General features: G+C 69.0%; 12 protein-coding genes. 5 read left to right on the forward strand and 7 right to left on the reverse strand.

The annotated features are described in order from the left end of the window. Window positions 1-23: 23 nt before the first annotated feature. Complete coding sequence (locus tag G3I78_RS32520; RefSeq protein WP_343243905.1) at window positions 24-848, forward strand: AraC family transcriptional regulator; 825 nt, start codon at window positions 24-26, stop codon at window positions 846-848. 75 nt (window positions 849-923) lie between these two features. Here G3I78_RS32520 and G3I78_RS32525 read toward each other — a convergent pair whose 3' ends face one another. The 3 genes from G3I78_RS32525 to G3I78_RS32535 all read right to left on the reverse strand — a co-directional run bounded on the left by G3I78_RS32525 (window position 924) and on the right by G3I78_RS32535 (window position 4,553). Further along, the gene (locus tag G3I78_RS32525) at window positions 924-1,892 is read right to left on the reverse strand and encodes an alpha/beta hydrolase (RefSeq protein WP_343243906.1); all 969 of its coding nucleotides are present in this window, start codon (window positions 1,890-1,892) and stop codon (window positions 924-926) included. Between the two features lie 144 nt (window positions 1,893-2,036). After that, a complete protein-coding gene (locus G3I78_RS32530; RefSeq protein ID WP_164431190.1) occupies window positions 2,037-3,062 on the reverse strand; it encodes a zinc-binding dehydrogenase in 1,026 nt (341 codons plus the stop codon). A gap of 54 nt (window positions 3,063-3,116) precedes the next feature. Next, a complete protein-coding gene (locus G3I78_RS32535) occupies window positions 3,117-4,553 on the reverse strand; it encodes a carboxylesterase family protein (RefSeq protein WP_164431192.1) in 1,437 nt (478 codons plus the stop codon). A 435-nt stretch (window positions 4,554-4,988) separates the two neighbouring features. On the opposite strand from G3I78_RS32535, the gene G3I78_RS32545 reads away from it, so the two are divergent. Continuing rightward, entirely contained in the window at window positions 4,989-5,216 is a 228-nt protein-coding gene (locus G3I78_RS32545; RefSeq protein ID WP_164431194.1) for a winged helix DNA-binding protein, read from the forward strand. A 395-nt stretch (window positions 5,217-5,611) separates the two neighbouring features. On the opposite strand, the gene G3I78_RS32550 is transcribed toward G3I78_RS32545, so the two are convergent. Then, on the reverse strand, window positions 5,612-6,316 hold the full coding sequence (locus tag G3I78_RS32550) for a hypothetical protein (protein ID WP_203615805.1): 705 nt from the start codon (window positions 6,314-6,316) through the stop codon (window positions 5,612-5,614). Window positions 6,317-6,499: 183 nt separating this feature from the next. Between G3I78_RS32550 and G3I78_RS32555 the strand changes: the two genes are divergently transcribed. Together G3I78_RS32555 and G3I78_RS32560 are read left to right on the forward strand one after the other, a co-directional pair. Beyond that, window positions 6,500-7,552, forward strand: coding sequence for a YaaC family protein (locus tag G3I78_RS32555; RefSeq protein WP_164431196.1), 1,053 nt, complete (start codon window positions 6,500-6,502; stop codon window positions 7,550-7,552). A 1-nt stretch (window position 7,553) separates the two neighbouring features. Beyond that, a complete protein-coding gene (locus G3I78_RS32560; RefSeq protein ID WP_164431197.1) occupies window positions 7,554-8,552 on the forward strand; it encodes a DUF4238 domain-containing protein in 999 nt (332 codons plus the stop codon). 50 nt (window positions 8,553-8,602) lie between these two features. On the opposite strand, the gene G3I78_RS32565 is transcribed toward G3I78_RS32560, so the two are convergent. From G3I78_RS32565 to G3I78_RS32575, 3 genes are all read right to left on the reverse strand, one after another. Further along, window positions 8,603-8,788: a hypothetical protein gene (locus G3I78_RS32565; protein ID WP_164431199.1), complete on the reverse strand. Its 186-nt coding sequence runs from the start codon at window positions 8,786-8,788 to the stop codon at window positions 8,603-8,605. A gap of 513 nt (window positions 8,789-9,301) precedes the next feature. Continuing rightward, a complete protein-coding gene (locus G3I78_RS32570) occupies window positions 9,302-11,797 on the reverse strand; it encodes a DEAD/DEAH box helicase (RefSeq protein ID WP_239158178.1) in 2,496 nt (831 codons plus the stop codon). 281 nt (window positions 11,798-12,078) lie between these two features. Next, window positions 12,079-16,380 carry a hypothetical protein gene (locus tag G3I78_RS32575; protein WP_164431203.1) on the reverse strand — a complete coding sequence of 1,434 codons (4,302 nt, stop codon included), beginning with the start codon at window positions 16,378-16,380 and terminating at the stop codon, window positions 12,079-12,081. A gap of 360 nt (window positions 16,381-16,740) precedes the next feature. On the opposite strand from G3I78_RS32575, the gene G3I78_RS32580 reads away from it, so the two are divergent. Then, window positions 16,741-17,661: a pentapeptide repeat-containing protein gene (locus G3I78_RS32580; protein WP_239158179.1), complete on the forward strand. Its 921-nt coding sequence runs from the start codon at window positions 16,741-16,743 to the stop codon at window positions 17,659-17,661. Window positions 17,662-17,785: the final 124 nt, after the last annotated feature.

The raw sequence follows: 17,785 nt of genomic DNA on the forward strand, positions 1-17,785 counted from the left end.
TCGGTACTCCGTACGGCCTTGAGGTGAGCACCGTCGAGGATTTCTTCGCCCAGCACGATGACTGGCCGTGGAATCCGCCCCGTCCGGGCCGTGCCACCTTCCACTACCTCATCGCGGTCACCGAGGGTGAGCTGCTGCATGACGTCGACCACGTCACGCGGACCGTGACCCCCGGCCAGTGGCTGTGGGTGCGTCCGGGGCATGCCCAGTGCTGGCATTCGCCCGGCGCAGCCCGCGGCGCCTTCATCCTGTTCGAACCCGACGTACTGCGGCCCGACCTCGCCCGCCTCCTGACCCCGCTCACCGCGCACGATGCCCCCGCTGTGCTCACCCCGCACCCCGACGACACCGCCTGGCTCCAGCAGACGGCACTCCAACTCCTGGACGAACACCGCGCGCTGGGGCGCCGCCCCCTTGACGTGCACCATGCCCTTCGCCGCAGTCTGCTCGAATCGCTGCTGCTGCGCCTGGCTAACTCCCCGGGCATCGCCCCCGTCGCCACGGCCGGCACGGGCCGCGCCGACCGGTACGGGCGCTTCCTGGACGCGCTGGAGCTGCATTTTCGCGAACTCCACCAGGCCGCGGACTACGCCGACCTGCTCGGCTGCTCGGTCCGCACCCTCAGCCGCGCCGCCCGGGACGCCACCGGCAAGGGGGTACGCGAACTCATCGACGAGCGGCGCCTCCTCGAAGCCCGGCGCCTGCTGGGAACCGCCCGCTGGGACGCCCGGACCGTCGCCGTCCACCTCGGCTTCACCGACCCCGCGAACTTCGGCCGCTTCTTCCGCGACCGCACCGGCCTCACCCCGGCCGCCTACGCGGCCCGCGAAACAAGGACCGACGCTTGACGGAAACGCGGCGAACGCCCCCTTGCCCGTCAGGAGGCAACGGCTGTCTTCGCCGTCAGCGCGTTGTCGCACCGCTCACGCGTCAAGGGCCCGCCGGATGAACTCCTCACGGGTCGCGTCGGAGGCACGCGACACAGCCGCGTCACCCACCGACATGTCGAACCCGTGGAAACCTCCACCCCACATGTGGAGATCGACGCTCACGCCCGCCTCGGACAGGCGGCCGGCGTAGCTCAGGATCTCGTCGCGGAACCCCTCGGCCGAGCCGGTGTCGATGTAAGTGCGCGGCAGCCGGCTGAGGTCCTCGGCGCGGGCCGGCGCGGCGTACGGCGACACATCCGGGCCGCCGCGCCGCTCGCCCAGTACGGAGGTCCACGCGTACAGGTTGCTGTGGCGGTCCCATACGCCTTCGCGGTCCACCATGCGACTGCTGTGCGTCTCGAAGCGGTCGTCGAGCATGGGGCAGATCAGAATCTGGTGGCTGAGCCTGGGAAAGGCGCGGTCGCGGGCGAGCAGCGCGGTCCCCGCCGCGAGGCCGCCGCCACCACTGACTCCGGCGATCAGGAGGCGCTCGGGATCGATGCCGAGGTCGGCCGCGTTCTTCGCCATCCACACCAGCCCCGCGTAGCAGTCCTCGACCGGAGCGGGATCGGGGTGATCCGGCGCCAGCCGGTACTCGACCGACACGACGACCGCACTCCCCTCGATCACATGCGGGAGGAGATGACTCACGTGGTCCCGGCGTCCCCCCATGATCATCCCGCCGCCGTGGAGGCTGAGGATGCCTCCCTTGGGGCCTCGGTCCTCGACGGGGCTGAGGATCAGCACCGTGATGTCCGGCGCGCCTTCCGGCCCGGCTACCTTGCGTTCCTCCACGCGCACTCTGCCGCCCACCGTCAGAGCCTCCGAATCCAACGCAGGGGAACCCGCGGCGATCTGCCGTCTGATCTCCAGCAGGGTCTCGTCCGTCAGGGCCGGAAAGACAGCTCCCCGCGCCTCCTCGACGGGCGCGAGCTCCGGGTCCAACGGGGGCCGGGCAGTCACGGCACCGAAAAAGTCTGCTGCTGTCTGGTCCGCCATCTGTTCTCTCCTCCAAAAACGACGGGCATCGCCGACGCTCACCGCCGGACTGAGGCACCCACTGCGCACGATGTGTGCGATGACCCTGTCGGGTCCCGCGATCAGGTCTCAGTCGCCCAGGACGACGACGTGCTTGCCCGGCGTGGCACCGGACTCAAGGTCGGCCTGGGCGTCACGGACCTGTTCCAGCCCGTGGTAGACCTTCGCGACCGGCACGTTGAGACGTCCGGCGGCGATGGCCTGGAGCTGGTGGGCGAAGACGTCTGCCGGGAGGTCGGCGGCCTCACCCCCGTAGGACGTCAGCCGCACCCCACCCGGGATCATGAACGGGCTGAAGTCGGGGATCGTCCACTGGCCCGCCAGGGCTCCGGTGAAGCAGACCGTGCCGTGCTGGCGGACGGTGCGCAGGGTGTCGGGAAGGACTGAGCAGCCGACCAGTTCCAGGGCTGCGTCAACCCCGTCCGGAACCAGCTCGCGCACCTGGTCGGCGAGGGTGCCGCTGTCGACGAGGGGGTGGTCGACGCCCGCGGCCCGCAGTTCCCCCGACCTCGACTCGCTGCGGGTAGTGGACAGCACGGTCGCTCCGAGGTCCTTCGCGATCGTGGCCGCGCTCAGTCCGACCGTGGAGGTGCCGCCGCGGATCAGCAGCGTCTGTCCGGCCTTGAGGGCCAGGCCCCGGGTCAGGGACCCGTAAGCGGTCTGGAACATCTCCGGCAGCGCACCGACGACATCCCACGGCAGGCTGGTCTCGAACGGGATGGCCTGTGCCGCGGGGACGGTCACGTACTGGGCGTACGCACCGTCGTAGGCCCGGCCCATGCCGCCCATCATCGTGGCCACCTGCTGTCCCGGCCACAGCCCGCTGTCCTCGTCGGCCTCGTCGACCACGCCGACGCCCTCGATGCCGGGCACCCGCGGGTAGCTGACCTCCGCATCCGACTCGCCCTTGCGGGTGGTGACCTCGGACTCGTTGACACCGAACGCCTTCACCCTGATCCGCACCCAGCCGGGCTTGCGGACGGGCACCGGGACGTCCTTGATCTCCAGTGCCTCCAAGCCACCGGGCCGGGTGACGACGACAGCCCTCATCGTCGCCGGTGCGGCGGCGTCGCCTGCTGCTGTCGGTTGGCTCATACCGAGTACCTCACTCCGTGTTTTCCCTGCGTCGTCCGTATCGCCCGCCGGCCGTCAGGGACGGTCGATGCCCTCCCACAGGTCGAGGACCTGCTGGTAGTGAGCGGTGCCCTCGAAGGGAGAGTTGCCGACGGTTTCCGAGGTGGGCTTGTCCGTGACCGCGGGCCACAGACGGGAGTGCTCGCCGGTGGCGAAGTCGAGCACGATGTCGCGGATCCGCGTGTCACGCTCGCCCTGTTCAACGCTGCGGCCCGGCTTTTCCTGGCCGACCAGGGCGTACATCTCGGTGCCGTGCACGGCGGGTGCGCCCTCGGCGGGGCCGATCAGGAGGAGGTGGGCGTTCCCGCCGGCGGCGGCGTGGGCCAGGGCGCCGCGGGCGGCGGGGATCGCGAAGAGGTAGTCCGCCATGACCGCGGCGCGGACCTCGGCCGGGGTACGGCCGTCCCGGTCGTAGGCGTCGACGATCTTCTGCGCGCGGGAGCGGGAGATGCGCCACCCCGCAACCTCGTCGACGACGCGGTCGACGGTGCCCGGGTCGAACCGGTCAAGGTCGTTCGCCACCCACCAGCCCATGTCGTCGCTCGCCATGCTCAGCAGCACGTCGACATCGCGGTGCGCGCCCGAGGCGAGGACGTCCATGGGGTGGGCGTGCACCACCGCGCCGGGCTGCCCGATGTCCAGGACGACGCCGGTGGCCTTGTTGTCCACCCCTCCGCGGACTCCGAGGTCCGTCGGGAGGACCTTGCGCAGCGCGTCCCGCAGGGAGAGGGGGTCGAGGTCGAGGAGCTTCTCCGGGTTGTCCGCGACGCCGAGTTCGGTGACGAACCGGTGCCCGAGTTCCTCGGCCCACCAGGCCGGGATGGAGCGGGCGGGCCCGCCGGAGAACCCGGCCAGTCGCCGGTACAGGCCGTCAGCGGAAGAGGCGCCGAGCAGCCCGAAGGTGGAGTAGGCGCCGCCGCTGTGGCCGTAGACGGTGACGTTGTCGGGGTCGCCGCCGAAGTGGGCGATGTTCCGCTGGATCCAGGTGAGCGCGGCGATGATGTCCTGGAGGAAGAGGTTGCTGGCCTCGGCGAGCTTCCCGCCGTACTGCGAGAGCGAGAGCGGGCCCAGGGCGCCGAGCCGGTAGTTGATGGACACGCCCACCACGCGCCCCGTCGCGGCGAGACCGGCGGCGTTCGAGGTGATCTGTGTGTTCGCGCCGTACTCGAATCCGCCGCCGTGGATGTACACGGTCACCGGGAGCGCCGTGTCGGCCGGCTGCTCGGGGGCCCACACGTTCAGGTTCAGGCAGTCCTCGCCCATCCCACTGTCCGCTTCGAGCCAGTCGCCGCTGTCCGGCTGGATGGAGACGACGCCCTTGCGGTCGTACGGGAGACTCGGATCGAAGTCCGCGACCACGGGGCGGCGATACCGCTCGGCGGTGGCGTACGGGATCCCCCACCAGGACCGCACCCCTGGTGCAGTCGGAGCCTTGGGCGCGGTCTCGGTCATGGCGTGAGATTCCTTCCGGTGCGGTTCGGGTGCTTCACACGGCGTATCGGCGGCTGATCGCTCGCGGTGACGCTCTCCAAGCATTCCTTGGACTCCGGCAAATCGCCCGGTGGACAGCGGTCACCCGGTGGTCATCAGGTGACACTTCGGTCACAAGATTTCGGTGCGGGCCATGAACTCCTCCTACGTGGCCGACGGCCGGATCGTCGGCGAACGACGCCAGCTCGACCTCCTCCGGGTGAAGCGGCAGATCGATGCCGTACCGGCGTTGTGAACCGCGCAATGCCGGGTGAGCATTCTGCCGTGCGGGATAGCCGCTGCCGGGAAGGGTCCGTACGGCGCGGTGGCAGATGACGAGGGCCCACACCGGAGCGCGGGCGCCGGCGCTGGTTCACCGCATGAGGTCGGTCTCTCCTTCTTGATCCGGCCACCGTCGTGATCGACAAGCTGGAGAGCCTGCGGCTGATAGAACGCCGCCCCCACCCCACCGACCGCCGGGCCAAGCAGCTTGTCCTGACCCCGGAGGGCGTCGAGCTGCGGGAACGGCTGCTGAAGGTCCTGGCCGAGGAACCCCTGTTCGCCGGCCTGACCCAGAACGAGCAGGACGCACTGGAGGGTCTGCTCAAGCGGGCCCTGTCCCGCAATGAAGCCCTCCAGGCCTGACGGCGTCCGTCAATTGAGGCCCTTCCATCGCGGACATACCTCGGCCCTGCTGCCGTCGCGGACAACGGACACGTTCAAGCCCTGTCCATAACTTGATTTCGTACGCCCACGACGGGCCTGTCGGCAGCTGCGTCACGGGCCGCGCGAGGGCGACGTCCACGGGCCACTCCACCCCATCAGCCTGCACCTTTGGGACACCGGCCGCCTGCTGGCGCACTCCCGCACGGCCAGCAGGCGGCCCGGCGGCACGGCTGCTGCGGAACAGCCGCGCCGCACGGCGCGAGCCCGGCCGCGCAGCGCGACCGGGCCCTGAAGTGGTCTGTGGAGTTCTCGACTTTCTGCTGAGCGTCCCGCCGAACCGCCCGGCTGTCATCACCCACACGGGCGAAACCCGCTCACACCGCGGCGGCCTCCTTCTCCTGCTGCCTGGCCTTCACCAGGGCGGCGAGCGGGGAGCGCCGTCCTTTCCCGACGTTGCACAGCTGCTCCCAGTCGACCTCGGGGTGAGCGTCGGGCAGGGCGTCGATGGACGCCGTGGTGAACAGCGGGACCATCACAGCCCCGGCCCGTGACGTGCCGAAACGCACCTCACGCCGTTCCGCCGGACGCACCCACGACAGGTCCCGCATGTAGTCGAAATCGACCCTCCTCACACCCAGCCGGGCGGCCGCCTGGTCCGGCCCGAGCGGCGCTTCGTCGGCGAGCCGCTGCGCCAGGCCCTCGATCCCGCAGACCTCCGTCACCTGGTCGGGGTTGATCAGCACGGCCTCCGGGTTCGCCGTCAGGTCGGCCAGCAGCCCAGCGGCGATGAGCCGGCGCACCGCGAAGGCGCTCACGACCGGCGGTTCGCCGGGCACGTTCGGCGTGCCCAGGGCCTGGGCGATGCGGTCGGCGGCCACGGCGGCGGGGACCGGATCGTGGGGGAGCGCGGCCCGGATCGTGTCTGCGTCCATCGCCTCCACGGCGGCCCGCGACCACTGCCAGGAGGAGGCGTCCGGGGCCGGGACGAGGCCGGTGTGCCGCGCCCACCGGAAGGCGGCGACGGGGACGCGCAGGCGCTTCGCCGCCTGGGCGTCGTCGTACTCGGTCAGTCGTGCCATGGGGATCTCCCTCTCTCGTGGTCCGCCCGGAGCGGGCGAATAAGACCGTGACAGAACACCTTAAAAACTGTCAAGAGCCAAGAAAACCAGGCAAGTTGGACTCTTGCGACTAGATCCGCGCACGCGTACACGAGGAAAAAATCACCCAGCGGCGTCAACTCGACAGCGGGTAGCGTCCCGGCCATGAACGATCTCGACGCCGATGAGGCGTGGGAACGGCTGCGGGCCAGCCGCTCCGATCCACCGGCTGGGGCCGATACCGCGCCCCGCCGCAAGACGTACTCGGCAGCCCTGGAGCAGGCTCAGCAGCTGTTCCGCGCCGCTGCTGTCGTGGGACCTGCCACGAGCCCGGTCCTGGCCTTCTATGGCCTCAGCCAGGCCGGCCGCGCCATCACGGCCGCCGCTCGGTCCCTCGATGGCGAGGACTGGCGCCTCAAGGCCCACGGGATCAAGACCACGGGGTTCCACCTGCCCTTCCCCGACATCGAGATCCGCACCGACGCATCCGGAACCCGGGGCAGCTTCGTGAAGGTCAGCGAGGTCCTCGACTCCCCGGTGTGGGAGATGGACCCGCTGCGCCTGGTAGACGTGTGGGACCTGCTGCCCCCGAACCTTCGCTACCCGCTCACTGAGGGGGACCGACTCACCCCGCTGTACACAGTCGGGGATGACATCGGCGTTGGCACGCACGAGCACTCCCTGCTGAGCGTCCCGGTGTGCGACATCCCAGACCGGGTCATCGACGCCGGCACCCGCGAGGCGCTGGCCGCCTTCCTCGTCTCGTACCCGGCCGTCGCCCAGCACGAGAGCTATGTGACCACCGGCGCCCTCACCCGCGGGTCGGAGGCGCCTCCGGACTACACCCGCTACCAGGTCGGTGGCGGCGAACTCAGGATGAACTGGCTCATGCCCGAGGGTGTGGGCACCGGATTCGACGGAATGGCGACCTCAGCCGAACGGGTCGCTCACCTGCGGACCATGACCCGCGGCTACGCCGGGAGCCGGTACTTCCTGCCTGTCCTGGGCTCGATGAAGCGGGAACTGCACCCCCTGATGGCCTGGTGGGCCGTGCTCTACGCCCTGTCCATGCTCGCCCGCTACGAACCCGCGACCTGGGGCACGCTCATCAACGTCGACAACAGCAAGTTCGCGGTCCCGATCGAACGGCTCCTGGAACGCGCCATCAACCACCTGCCCGTCCTGATCGCGGACACCATCACCGAGGTGAGCACCTGACGTGTCTGCGCCGAAACTGCACCACTACGTGCCGCAGAGCTACCTGGCACGATTCGGGCGAGGCGACATGGTCAGGGTGAGGCGTCGGTGCCCACCCAAGACGCACCTCTCCAACGTCAAGAACGTCGCTGCCGAGACCGGCCTCTACACGATCACGGACGAGAACGGCGCACCCTCCACGGCCATTGAGCAAGAGCTCAGTGGCCTGGAAGGACAGGCGCTCGCCGCCCTGCGCCGGATCGACGAATCGGGGATGCCGCCGGCCGCTGGAACCGACGACCGTGAACTGCTCTGCCTCTACCTGGCTGTGCAGATGGCCAGGACCCCCAGGAAACGCACGGGCCCCCTCTTCGGGCGCAACGTCACCGACTACGCGGACGGCCGCGAAGTCGACCTGGCACTCATGACCGAGTACCTCACACACAAGCATCTCGGTCACCCGCCACGGAAAGCCGAAGCCCAGGGCGCCTTCGACTACTACCACGGCACACGAGCGATGAACGGCGGCAACGACCCCACCCACGACGAAGCGGTCGCCGTGACGTTCAGCTCTGTCACCGTGTGCATCCCGCACTACCGTGCTCGGCACTGGCGACTTGAGACCAGTCGCAAGCCGATCTTTCTCACCTCCGACGCACCCCTGGTCCTATGGCGTCCCGAGACTCCGAGGGACGCGTACGAAGGGTTCGGCCTGGAAAATGCCGAAGAGATCAGGTTCCCGGTCAGCCCCACGGCCCAACTCGTCCTCGTCCACGATGACGGCCCATCCGTAGAAGAGGTCAGACTCAGCCGAGTGCACAGCTGCAACCAGGACCTCGCGGACACCTGCCAGCAGGTTGTCGTCGGGCACCCGGACCGGCACGCCGCGCTCGACAAGGTCCAGCTGAGACGGCGCGGGCCGACACTGCGCTTTGACTCGGGACCCGGATTCCGGAAGAAGCCGGACGGCACGGTAGAGCCCATGGGCGACATCCTGCACATGTACACGACTCGCCGCTGAGACCAAGCAGTAGGAGGCCGGGCAGGGTGACCTGCCCGGCCCGTCGACGGTTATTCGATCAGTGTGTTCAGCCCCATCGTGCAGGCTGCCGCAGCGCAGATGCCGGCGAGGACCGCCTTGGGGCAGGACGTCTCGGAGGCGAAGGTCAGTATGCCGATGCCGATGCCTGTGGCGATGGCCATGAAGAGGATCAGCGCGGTGCGCTGTGACAGGAACGTCGGCTTGCCGTCGCCCATCGACTCCGGCGTGCTGGGCGGATCAGGGTGTGCGGATGAGGGGGAGTGCAGGTCCCGAGGCATCGGGATTCTCCTACCAGGCAGGGAAGCAGTGGCGGCGGCCACCTGTGGTGGTGGCGTCCGCGTGGGGGTGGTGCGCGCCGCGCGGTCGGCGTTCCTGCCGCTCTCTGCTTGAGAGCGTCCCTGTGCGGCCTCGGGCCGTGCCCAGGGTGGCGTCGTGTCCAGACTAGCTGCGATCGGAGCGTGTGTTCCCCCGGTCGTCTGGCGGGTGGTCATCGGTACGGTCTCCTTTGCGAGTTCGGTCGATCGCGCGGGACGGTGACAGGTCTCCGGTGCTTGCGTCTCGTCCTTCCGGAACCGGCTCTTTCACCCCGTAGGGCTGGAAGCCGGAGCCCGGACAGCAACAAGGGGAGCGAAGGTTCCGGGTACGGCAGAGGCCCGGACGTCTGGTCCGGGCCTCTGCTTGGTGCAATGGTTATGTCGTAATCGGGCCTCGATGTGAGGCGCGACCTTCTATGTCCACCGCATCCCGATCGCGGACAGCTGCTCGCGCCGGTCCTCCGACAGCGTCGCCGCGCGCGAGCGCTGGTTGCTGACCCATGCCCCAAGTCGGAACTGCAGTTGCCCTCCCTCGTCTGCGAGCACGGTCTCCACGTGCTTGCGAGGGACGTTCAGATGGCCCTCACGCTTGTAGAACTGCTTCGCGGCTGCCAGGTTGGCGGCCCACTTGCCGGCTTGGGTACGGCGCGGCTGCGGCTTCTCGTCCTCGGTCGCGGGGGTGATCCCGAGGACCTGCTCGCACATCCACTGCTGCACGGCGGTGAGCCGGCCGAAGCCGAGCCGCTGGGCACGCACCCACCGTCCGAGGTCCTCGCCCTGGTACAGGACCACGCCCGGTTCGGTCGGCAGTGCACCGCCGTCGTCCAGGTGCTGCCGGGTGAGGTGGAACGCCCGTTGCCACTCCACCGGCCAGGTGGGGCACCAGGAGGGGTCGATCTCCTCCAGCTGCTCGCGCCGCTCCTCCGACAGGGCGCCGGCCGACGACCTGACCGGGAGCCCCTCGGCACGCCGCTGCTCGATCTCGGCAGCCTTCCGCGCGGCGGCCCGCGCGTTCTTCAGAAAGATCCCCACCTTCGCACCCCGGAACGTGGCGTCCAGCGGAGCCAGCAGGTGCCCGTGTTCCTCCGCCCACCCGTGCACCGCGGCGAGGCCTTCCTCCCACGCGACGTCGTAGTGCGACCACACCATGCCGAGGCGCTCCAGCTGCTCGACACGCTCTTCGTCCAGCGTCCCTCGGGCGTAGAACCTCCGGTTGTCGGCGGTCCATTGCCCCAGCGGGTAATTGGCGAGCGAGGCCGGCCACCCCTCAGCCTGAGCCTCCTCACCCGCTGGCACCCGGTACGTGAACGGCACCTTCAGGTCGCCCACCTCGCGGGCGTAGATGACGGCGGCCTCGATGCCGCGCCGCCAGTGCTCGTGCTCCGGGTCGAGGACCCGCAGGTTGATGAACAGCGCCAGCTGCGCCGGGTCACGCGGCGTGGAGAACTTCAGCAACGCCTTCGCCGGTCCCGACGCGCCGCCCTGGCCCCCGTTCTTCGCCTTGGCCTTCTCGCCCTTCTGGACGGGCTTGTAGCGGCTCGGAGCCTGCTGCTGCGCCAGAGCCTCCACGATGCGGGCGTCATGGGCTCGCAGGGCCTCCAGGAGCTTCGCCAACCCGCCATACGCCCGGGAGGTGAGCATGTTGTCCGCCGTCTCCCCGGGCCCCAGCAGCACGGGCACCACGAGCGACGCCGTCTTGCCCTCGCCGGGCTGCATCCGCAGCGCCCGGCCCACGGCCTGGACCAGGTCCGGCATCGAGCCGCGCACGTCCGCGAAGTACACGGAGTCACATTCCCGGGTATCGACCCCTTCCCCGAGCACCTTCACCGAGCTCAGGAAGCCCTTCTCCACGACCGTGCCGTCCGTGGCGATCCCGTCGGCGAACTCCCCGAGAACCCGCCGCCGGTGGTTGGGCTTGTGATCACCGCACAGCCAGTCCGCCCAGATCGTCTTGGGGTACAGCTCCGGATCGCTGTCGTGCAACTGCGCGGCGACGTCAGGAAGGCCGGCCGCGAACGCCTCAGCCTCACGGATCTGGTGATGGAACGACAACGTACGGCGCAAGCCCTCCTCCGAAGCGGCCTTCACCAGCGCCGTCTGCAGCGCGGCGAGCCGGGCCCCGCGCACCTGCTCCGAGCGCCCGTCCGCACCGAGCAGCACAGCCGCCTGGAGCTGCGTGTCGGTGACGTCCACGCACACCACCTGATACGGCGCACAGATTCCCCGGTCGATCGCCTCCGACAACGTCAGGGTGAAACACCTGCTGCCGAACGGGCCGTTGGGGTCATCCTCCATCGAAGCCACCAGCTCGCCCGGCGCGCCCTGCTCGGAGTCCTCGTCCAGCTGCCACAGGCGCGGCGTGGCCGTCATGTACAGGCGGCGCAGGGACGGGATCTTCTGGTTGTTGTGGACGACCGCCCACGGCTTCCCGATCCGGCCGGAACAGCGGTGGGCTTCGTCCACGACGATCAGGTCCCAGCCAGGAAGGCCGGCCTCGTGGGCGCGCTCCAGCGTGCCGAGCCCCAGGCTGGCGTACGTGGCGAACACGGTCACCTTGTCGAACGGCTTCACCCAGGAGACCAGCTCGTCCACGTCCGTGGTGTTGGGGAAGGTCACCTGGTCCCCGCGCAGGGACGACACCCCGACCATCGGACCCGTACGACCTCCAGCGCGCCAGGAGGCCTCGGTCTGGGCGAGCAGATCCAACGAGGGCACGAGCGCCAGGACCCGGCCCGCGTGGAGCTCCTCAGCGCTCCGGGTGGCCACGAGGCTCTTGCCGGATCCGGTCGCCATGATCACCTGAGTCCGGAGGCCACCCTCCGGCACAAGAGATCTTGCAGGCAATTCGAGGGCGCGCAGTACCGCGTCCACGGCTTCTCGCTGGTGGGGTCGGAGTTCCATTGCTGCCATTCCGATCTGCCTTCTCCTGTAGGACAGTGAGGCTCCTACGTGGCAGGAAAGGGAAAAACCTGCTGTGAAGTGCCGTTGCAGTGCCACTGAGGGGATGTCGTCACTGAGTCAGTGTCAGGTGTCGGAGATAGGCCCTCTGACCTGCGGTTGAGTGGATGCTGGTGGTGGCGGCTGCTGACATCATGAGGTGGCGTCAAGTGACGATGGTGCTGGACAGATCGATGGCACTTCCTATAGCGCAGTACTGAGCCCTGAGGCGAAGCGGGTGAGGAGCCGCAGCCCTATCGGTAGCTTGCCCGGTCGGCTTCGATGGCTGCGGCGAGGGCGCGATCGAACACCTTCACTGCAGGGTTGTCGTCCGGCAGGACGAGGCGATGCGGGTCGAGTGCTGCCAGCCCGGCGGCCAGTCCCGGGCCTGTGCCGTCCTCTTCGGCGACGAGCTGGCACAGTTCGAACAACGCAACTGCCGCTCGGATGCGCGACTGTTCACGCTCGCTGACAGGCGTGTCGCTCTCGGCCCGTTCGATGAGAGCGCTGTGGGCGCCGGCGAACTCTGCCGCGGTCACTTCCGGAGAAGGAGGCTGATGCGGGTCAGCGGACCAGCCAGGTGTCCGGTGGGCGCGGCGGACGAGAGCGTAGGAGTAGGCCGTCAGCTGGTCGACAGCGTCGCGGACGGCCTTTTGCGTGTCGTTGGTGCGCAACGGCAGACCCAAGGCTTCGGCGAAGCCCGGGAAGCGCTCGGGGGTAAGGGGCAGGGCCTGGCCGTAGACGCCGTGGACGTGCATGCCGATCGGGAGGACTTCACCGTCTTCCACGGCCACCAGCGACATCCGGCAGCGGGTCCTGGCCGTCTCTCGTTGCTCGTTGCTCCAGGCGCGTATCCCCTCAAGCGCCATCGGCCACTGGTCAAGGGGCACGGCGATGACCAGTTGCTGATCACACCACGCCGGTGCGGGATCGGGATCCATGCATGCAGCGGTGCACGCGGGGTCGGCTCCCGCCAGGCGCAGCATGTCGGTTGCTGCGCGCAGGGAGTGGTCCAGCGCAGCCTGCATCACGCTGTCCACGGCGGGAATGACCAAGTCCAGCCTCTTCACACCTCGGTGCAGCGCCGCGACAACCTGGGGTTCCTCGACGGCGGACAACAGCTTGGCGACGGACAAGGTTGTGGCGGCCAGCTGGGACGGCAGAGTGTCGCCGATGCCCGAAAAGACGGGCGCGCCCTGATGGGATGCTTCCTCCAGTTCGGGCAGTACATCGAACAGCCGGGCTGCGGCCCCCCGCACGTTTTGGGAGTTGCCCGCGATGTGCCCTCCGGCGGCCTGGCTCAGGGCGGACGCAATGGTGATGAACGCAGCCCGCGCCGGATCCTGGCGTGCGGCTGACCGCTTCGTCTGATCTTCGTCGGAGGCCGACATAGTCAACAGGGCCGCCTGGGCTGTACTCATGACAGGTTCAGGGGGCGCGGGCCGCGGAGGCATGGCGACCGCGGCCTGGTGCGCCAGCTCGAGCCGGTGACGCCACTCACGACCGATGCGCGCACCGAGGTAGGGGCCGACTCTGGCGGGGAACTCCTCGAGCAGTTCCAGTAGTTGGCCAGCCAGTCGGGCCTGTGCCTGGCAGCGTTCTGTCCAGTGCTGCGAACTGACACTGTCTGCCGCGGCGGCCTGTAGAGCGACGTTGCGGCTGGTATCCCGCTCACGTAGGAGCGCGCCCGCCGCGAGTGTTCGGTGACCGTTGCTGACGTCGGTTCCGTGGATGCGCTGCGGCTGTCTGTGAGGGCGCCAGAGCTGTACGTCGACGACATCAGCCTCAGGGCAGGCATCGAACAGACGCCGCGCCAGGAGGTTGGTCTGGGCACTGTCGGAGGCCGGATCCTTTGCGGGCCTGGGCGGGTAGGCCGAGGGCACAGGGTCCGTACCGTCGAGCCGGGCGAACGCGACTGCAGTGATGACGCAGAGACGGCCGGTGTCATAGCTCCAGGACTGCTGCAGGCTGGACTGGGTGTCCTCAGCAGTAGTTGCTCGGATCTCCACGGACACGCGGCAGCCGTAGGGGTCGCTGGCCACCGCGTCGACGGCGCGCTGCTCCGTATCCCCGAAGACCGCGGTGACGTCCGCTCCGCGGAGCTCGGCCAGGGCGGCCAGGGAAGCGGTCAGTTGCGCGCGCCGGTCGGCTTGCACAAGGTCCTGGTCCTCCCCTGGCAGCCCCCGGCGCGGGGGGACATGCCTTTCATAGACCAGGGCAGCCTGTTGACGGTTCAGGCCGACCAGCTGCTCGGCGGCTTCGGACAGGCGCACCGCCGTTGCCAGGTCCGCGTCGAGGAGCAGCCGCGTGAGCGCATCGGGAGAAAGCCCCCGTGCGGCCATGCGACCCAGGTCGTCGCTACGGGCAGGAAGCCGCCTGCCCAGTTCCTTGGCCGGCCGCAGTCCCTCAACGTCCAGGTCACGGTCCGCCCACATCAGCGCCATCCACAACAGGGTGGGCGCCTCCAGGGTTGGGGGGCATTCGCGTTCCACGAGCGGTAGCGCTGCATGCAGATGGGCCAGGGTATCCAGACGGTCTGCTGTCTCCAGCAGGCCAGCGGCGTGCGCGGCTGCCGACACACCCCAGGGAGGATCCGTCACGCAGACACGCAACTGGTCCGCGATCGCCTGGCTCAGCGGGCGCAGCGCCTGCTGCAACCCGGCCAGACGCTCATCGCCCGGCAAGTCGTCCGCCTGGGCCGTTGCGACGGCAGCCGCAATGTGAGATGCCGCCCGCCGCAACGCCGAGGGGCGGGCTGCGGCCGGGAGCACCAGCACGGTTTCGGCATACGTGGCAGCCACGGTCGGTGGGGGAGACGTGTGCAGAAGCTGCAGCAGCACCTGAGTGCGCAGATCATGCAGCCCCTTCCAGCCGATGCCGTCCTCGTTCACGACCAGATGCTCATCGGCAAGTCGCTCCAAGGCATCCCCGACGAGATCGGCGGGCTGACCCAGAACGGCAGGCAGCGCATCGGCGGCAACTTCCACACCGAGAGTGTGGGCGGCGCAGACCAGACGCAGCACCGTCCGATCCAGACAGCGCTGTGGTGTCCGCAGACCGGTGATCTGGTCGGAGAGAACCTCCCGTAGACGCCGACCGGTGGTGGCCAGCGCGATGAACTCCATCAGCAGACCGTCAGCCCGGGCGACGGCCTCCTCACGAGCCAGCACGGTAGGAATGCCACTGTCCTGCACGGCCTGGTAGATCTGCTCGGCGGTCAGCTCACTCAATGTGACAGACACCAGAGTCGCACCCATGCTCAGCTCGGGCGTGAGGTCTTCGCGCCGGGCGGCGGCGAGCACCAGCACTCCCGGCTGCTCCAGGAGCCGCTCCCGTGCCGCGGCCCACGCAGCCATATGCGGTCTGCCGAGATCGTCGGCACAGACCACCACCCGCGACTGCGCCGAGGGCTGCGCACGCATCACATGACGCACCAGCAGTTCCGCCTCCGCCGGGTTGCCCACCCGCAAGACCCGGACCAGCTGCGGTCCGCCCTCGAGCAGGCGGGCACAGCGCCACAACAGGGCGGACTTGCCACTGCCGCTGGGACCGGCAAAGACCACATGCCGCCGCTCGGCCAGCCCGCTGAGTGCATGATCGGTCTCGACCGGGCGCAGCACGTCCAGACCGGCGGCGATATGCCCGGGACGTACGCTCACGCCGTCATAGAAGCGCCGCGCATCCTGTCGTGGCTGCGTGAGGAAGTCGACCGGCTCGCACACGCCCGCCCGGACCGCTTCGTGCAGGCTCTCCACATCCACCTCGCGGCACAGACGCGCCGCCATCGCCTCCAGATCCTGCCCAGTGCGCCAGATGGCCGTACCCAGCGTCGTCTCCCGCTGGGCGGCACCCACCTCCGACAGGTCGCACACCAGCCGTGTCCGCAGCAACTCGGCCAGAGCCGGGTGCAGATCCAGGCCGGTCTCCAGCGGCCCCCGTGTGGAGTGGCCGAGATGCTCCCGCGCCTGCACCAGATGGACCCGCGAGACCAGCTCAGCAGCCAGAGCGGCAGGTAGTTCGGCCGCGGCGAGTTGCCTCTCCACAGCCGCCATGAGGGAGGCCAGTGTGCTCTCGCCCTCGGGTAGATCAGCCAGTACCTGATCGAGTGTGCGAGTCCAGCCCGTCTCCGGCAGTGAGCTGCCGAATCTGCCGTTGGTGACAATGGCCAACCGGGTGATGGCAGCTCCGGGAGCAGCCGGGAAGCCCGAAGCCGACAGATCCCGCGCACCATCCCGTCCTGGCGCGGAGCTGCCCGGATCGCTCAGCACGAGTGCTCGCACGCCGTGCACCAGGATTTCCGCCAGCTCAGCGGCCGCGATGGAGCGAGCACCGACACCGCGCTCCTTGCACTGAACGAACAACGTCGAGCCGTCCGCGAGCCTGCAGTCCACATCCTCCAGCCCTTCGGGCCGCACCCCTTCTACCGCCAGCCCCGGCACGCTTCCTGCACGACCAGCTGCCAGCAGCATCGCCGAGACGGCCGTCTGATAGGTGACGCCCGCGACGTTCGCAGCACCCGTACGCAACCGTTCATACAGCGTCGCCAGCGTGTCCACCGACAGCGAGGGCGCGCTCTGTGGTCCTGTACTGCGGGACGCGCTCTTCCTGGCCGGGCGCAACCCACGCGCTCGGCCGCGAGGCGATGAACTCACCGGACCACCCTACGCGTACAGGGCCTTTCCTCCGTTCACGTTGCCGAGGGGGACCTGGCCCGTTCCCACGGAGACGGTCAGCACGCCATGCTGTGGGCGGGGCGACATCCCGGCGGTCCGGCCGCTGATCAACGCCTTGCTCTCCCAACCGGACACCACCGGGCTGACCTGCCCCACTCTGTTCGCCGCCCCGAAGCTCAACTTCCCCTCAGAGATGACCCGTTCATGCGTGCGCTGCAGCGAGTTCGGTCCATCATGCGCTGCATGAAGCCGCAGACCAGGCGCCTTGCCCTCGCCGTAATGGGCACGGCCGCAGCCATCGGGTATGTCCTGCTCCTGTGGCGCGGACCATGGTGGATCGACGGTGCCCACCTTCGGGAAAAGAACCTTCAGCCGGCCGACGGTGTGGTCATCACCGGCTTCCGGACCATGCTCGTCGCCGTCGGGGCAGGAGCAATCACCGGGCTTGGCCTCCACTACACCCACCGCAACCACCGGCATGCCGAGAAGCTGTACGAACACAGCCAGGAGCAGTTCGCCCACCTGCGTGAGAAGGACCGCGAGCAAGCGGAGCTGACACGCGAGGGACAGGTCACCGAGCGGTACGTCGAAGCGATCAAATTGCTCGGGTCCGGCAACCTTCACGAACGGCTCGGCGGCATCTACAGCCTCGAACGAATCATGAACGACAGCGAGAGAGACCATCGCACGGTCGTCGAGGTCCTGTCGGCGTTCGTGCGCACCCCAGCACGGGACGGAAGCAGGCCGAACGGAGGGACAAGAAGGGGCGCAGCCGAGGACTCGGCGCAGACACCATCCACATTTCTCGCCCCTGACGCCACCGCGGCCTTGACGGTCCTTGGACGCCAGCCGGTGCGGCAGAGCCATCTCGTGATGGACCTGCGCGGGGCCCGCCTCACCGGGGCCACCATCCACGACGTCGACCTGCAGGACGCGAATCTGCAGGGCGTCGAACTCACGGGCGCCCGTCTGGAAGGCGTCGTGCTGGCCGGTGCCCATCTCGCATCGGCAACACTGACGGGTGCCACATTCTGGGAGGGCGACCTGTCCGACGTGATCGCCCCGGACGCCAACTTCACCGCAGTGAACGTCGTGGGCACGAAGTTCACGAACGCAGTCCTGACAAGAGCGATCCTGGTGGGGGCGGACCTCACGCACGTTTGACGGCGGTCAGTAGATACTCCCCGTAGGCGGCCACTTAGCGCCCCATTCATGGCCAAGGGTTGCCCCACGGACGGCCGTATATCTCCCCGGACCTGGACCGATACCGGTCGACGAAGCTGGCCGG

Source organism: Streptomyces sp. SID13726 (assembly GCF_010548375.1).
Classification (GTDB): domain Bacteria; phylum Actinomycetota; class Actinomycetes; order Streptomycetales; family Streptomycetaceae; genus Streptomyces.

Coding starts and splice junctions, on each gene's coding strand:
- G3I78_RS32565 (WP_164431199.1), bottom strand. CDS start 8,788: ATGGGCGACGGCAAGCCGACGTTCCTGTCACAGCGCACCGCGCTGATC.
- G3I78_RS32535 (WP_164431192.1), bottom strand. CDS start 4,553: ATGACCGAGACCGCGCCCAAGGCTCCGACTGCACCAGGGGTGCGGTCC.
- G3I78_RS32550 (WP_203615805.1), bottom strand. CDS start 6,316: ATGGCACGACTGACCGAGTACGACGACGCCCAGGCGGCGAAGCGCCTG.
- G3I78_RS32530 (WP_164431190.1), bottom strand. CDS start 3,062: ATGAGCCAACCGACAGCAGCAGGCGACGCCGCCGCACCGGCGACGATG.
- G3I78_RS32580 (WP_239158179.1), top strand. CDS start 16,741: ATGAAGCCGCAGACCAGGCGCCTTGCCCTCGCCGTAATGGGCACGGCC.
- G3I78_RS32570 (WP_239158178.1), bottom strand. CDS start 11,797: ATGGCAGCAATGGAACTCCGACCCCACCAGCGAGAAGCCGTGGACGCG.
- G3I78_RS32555 (WP_164431196.1), top strand. CDS start 6,500: ATGAACGATCTCGACGCCGATGAGGCGTGGGAACGGCTGCGGGCCAGC.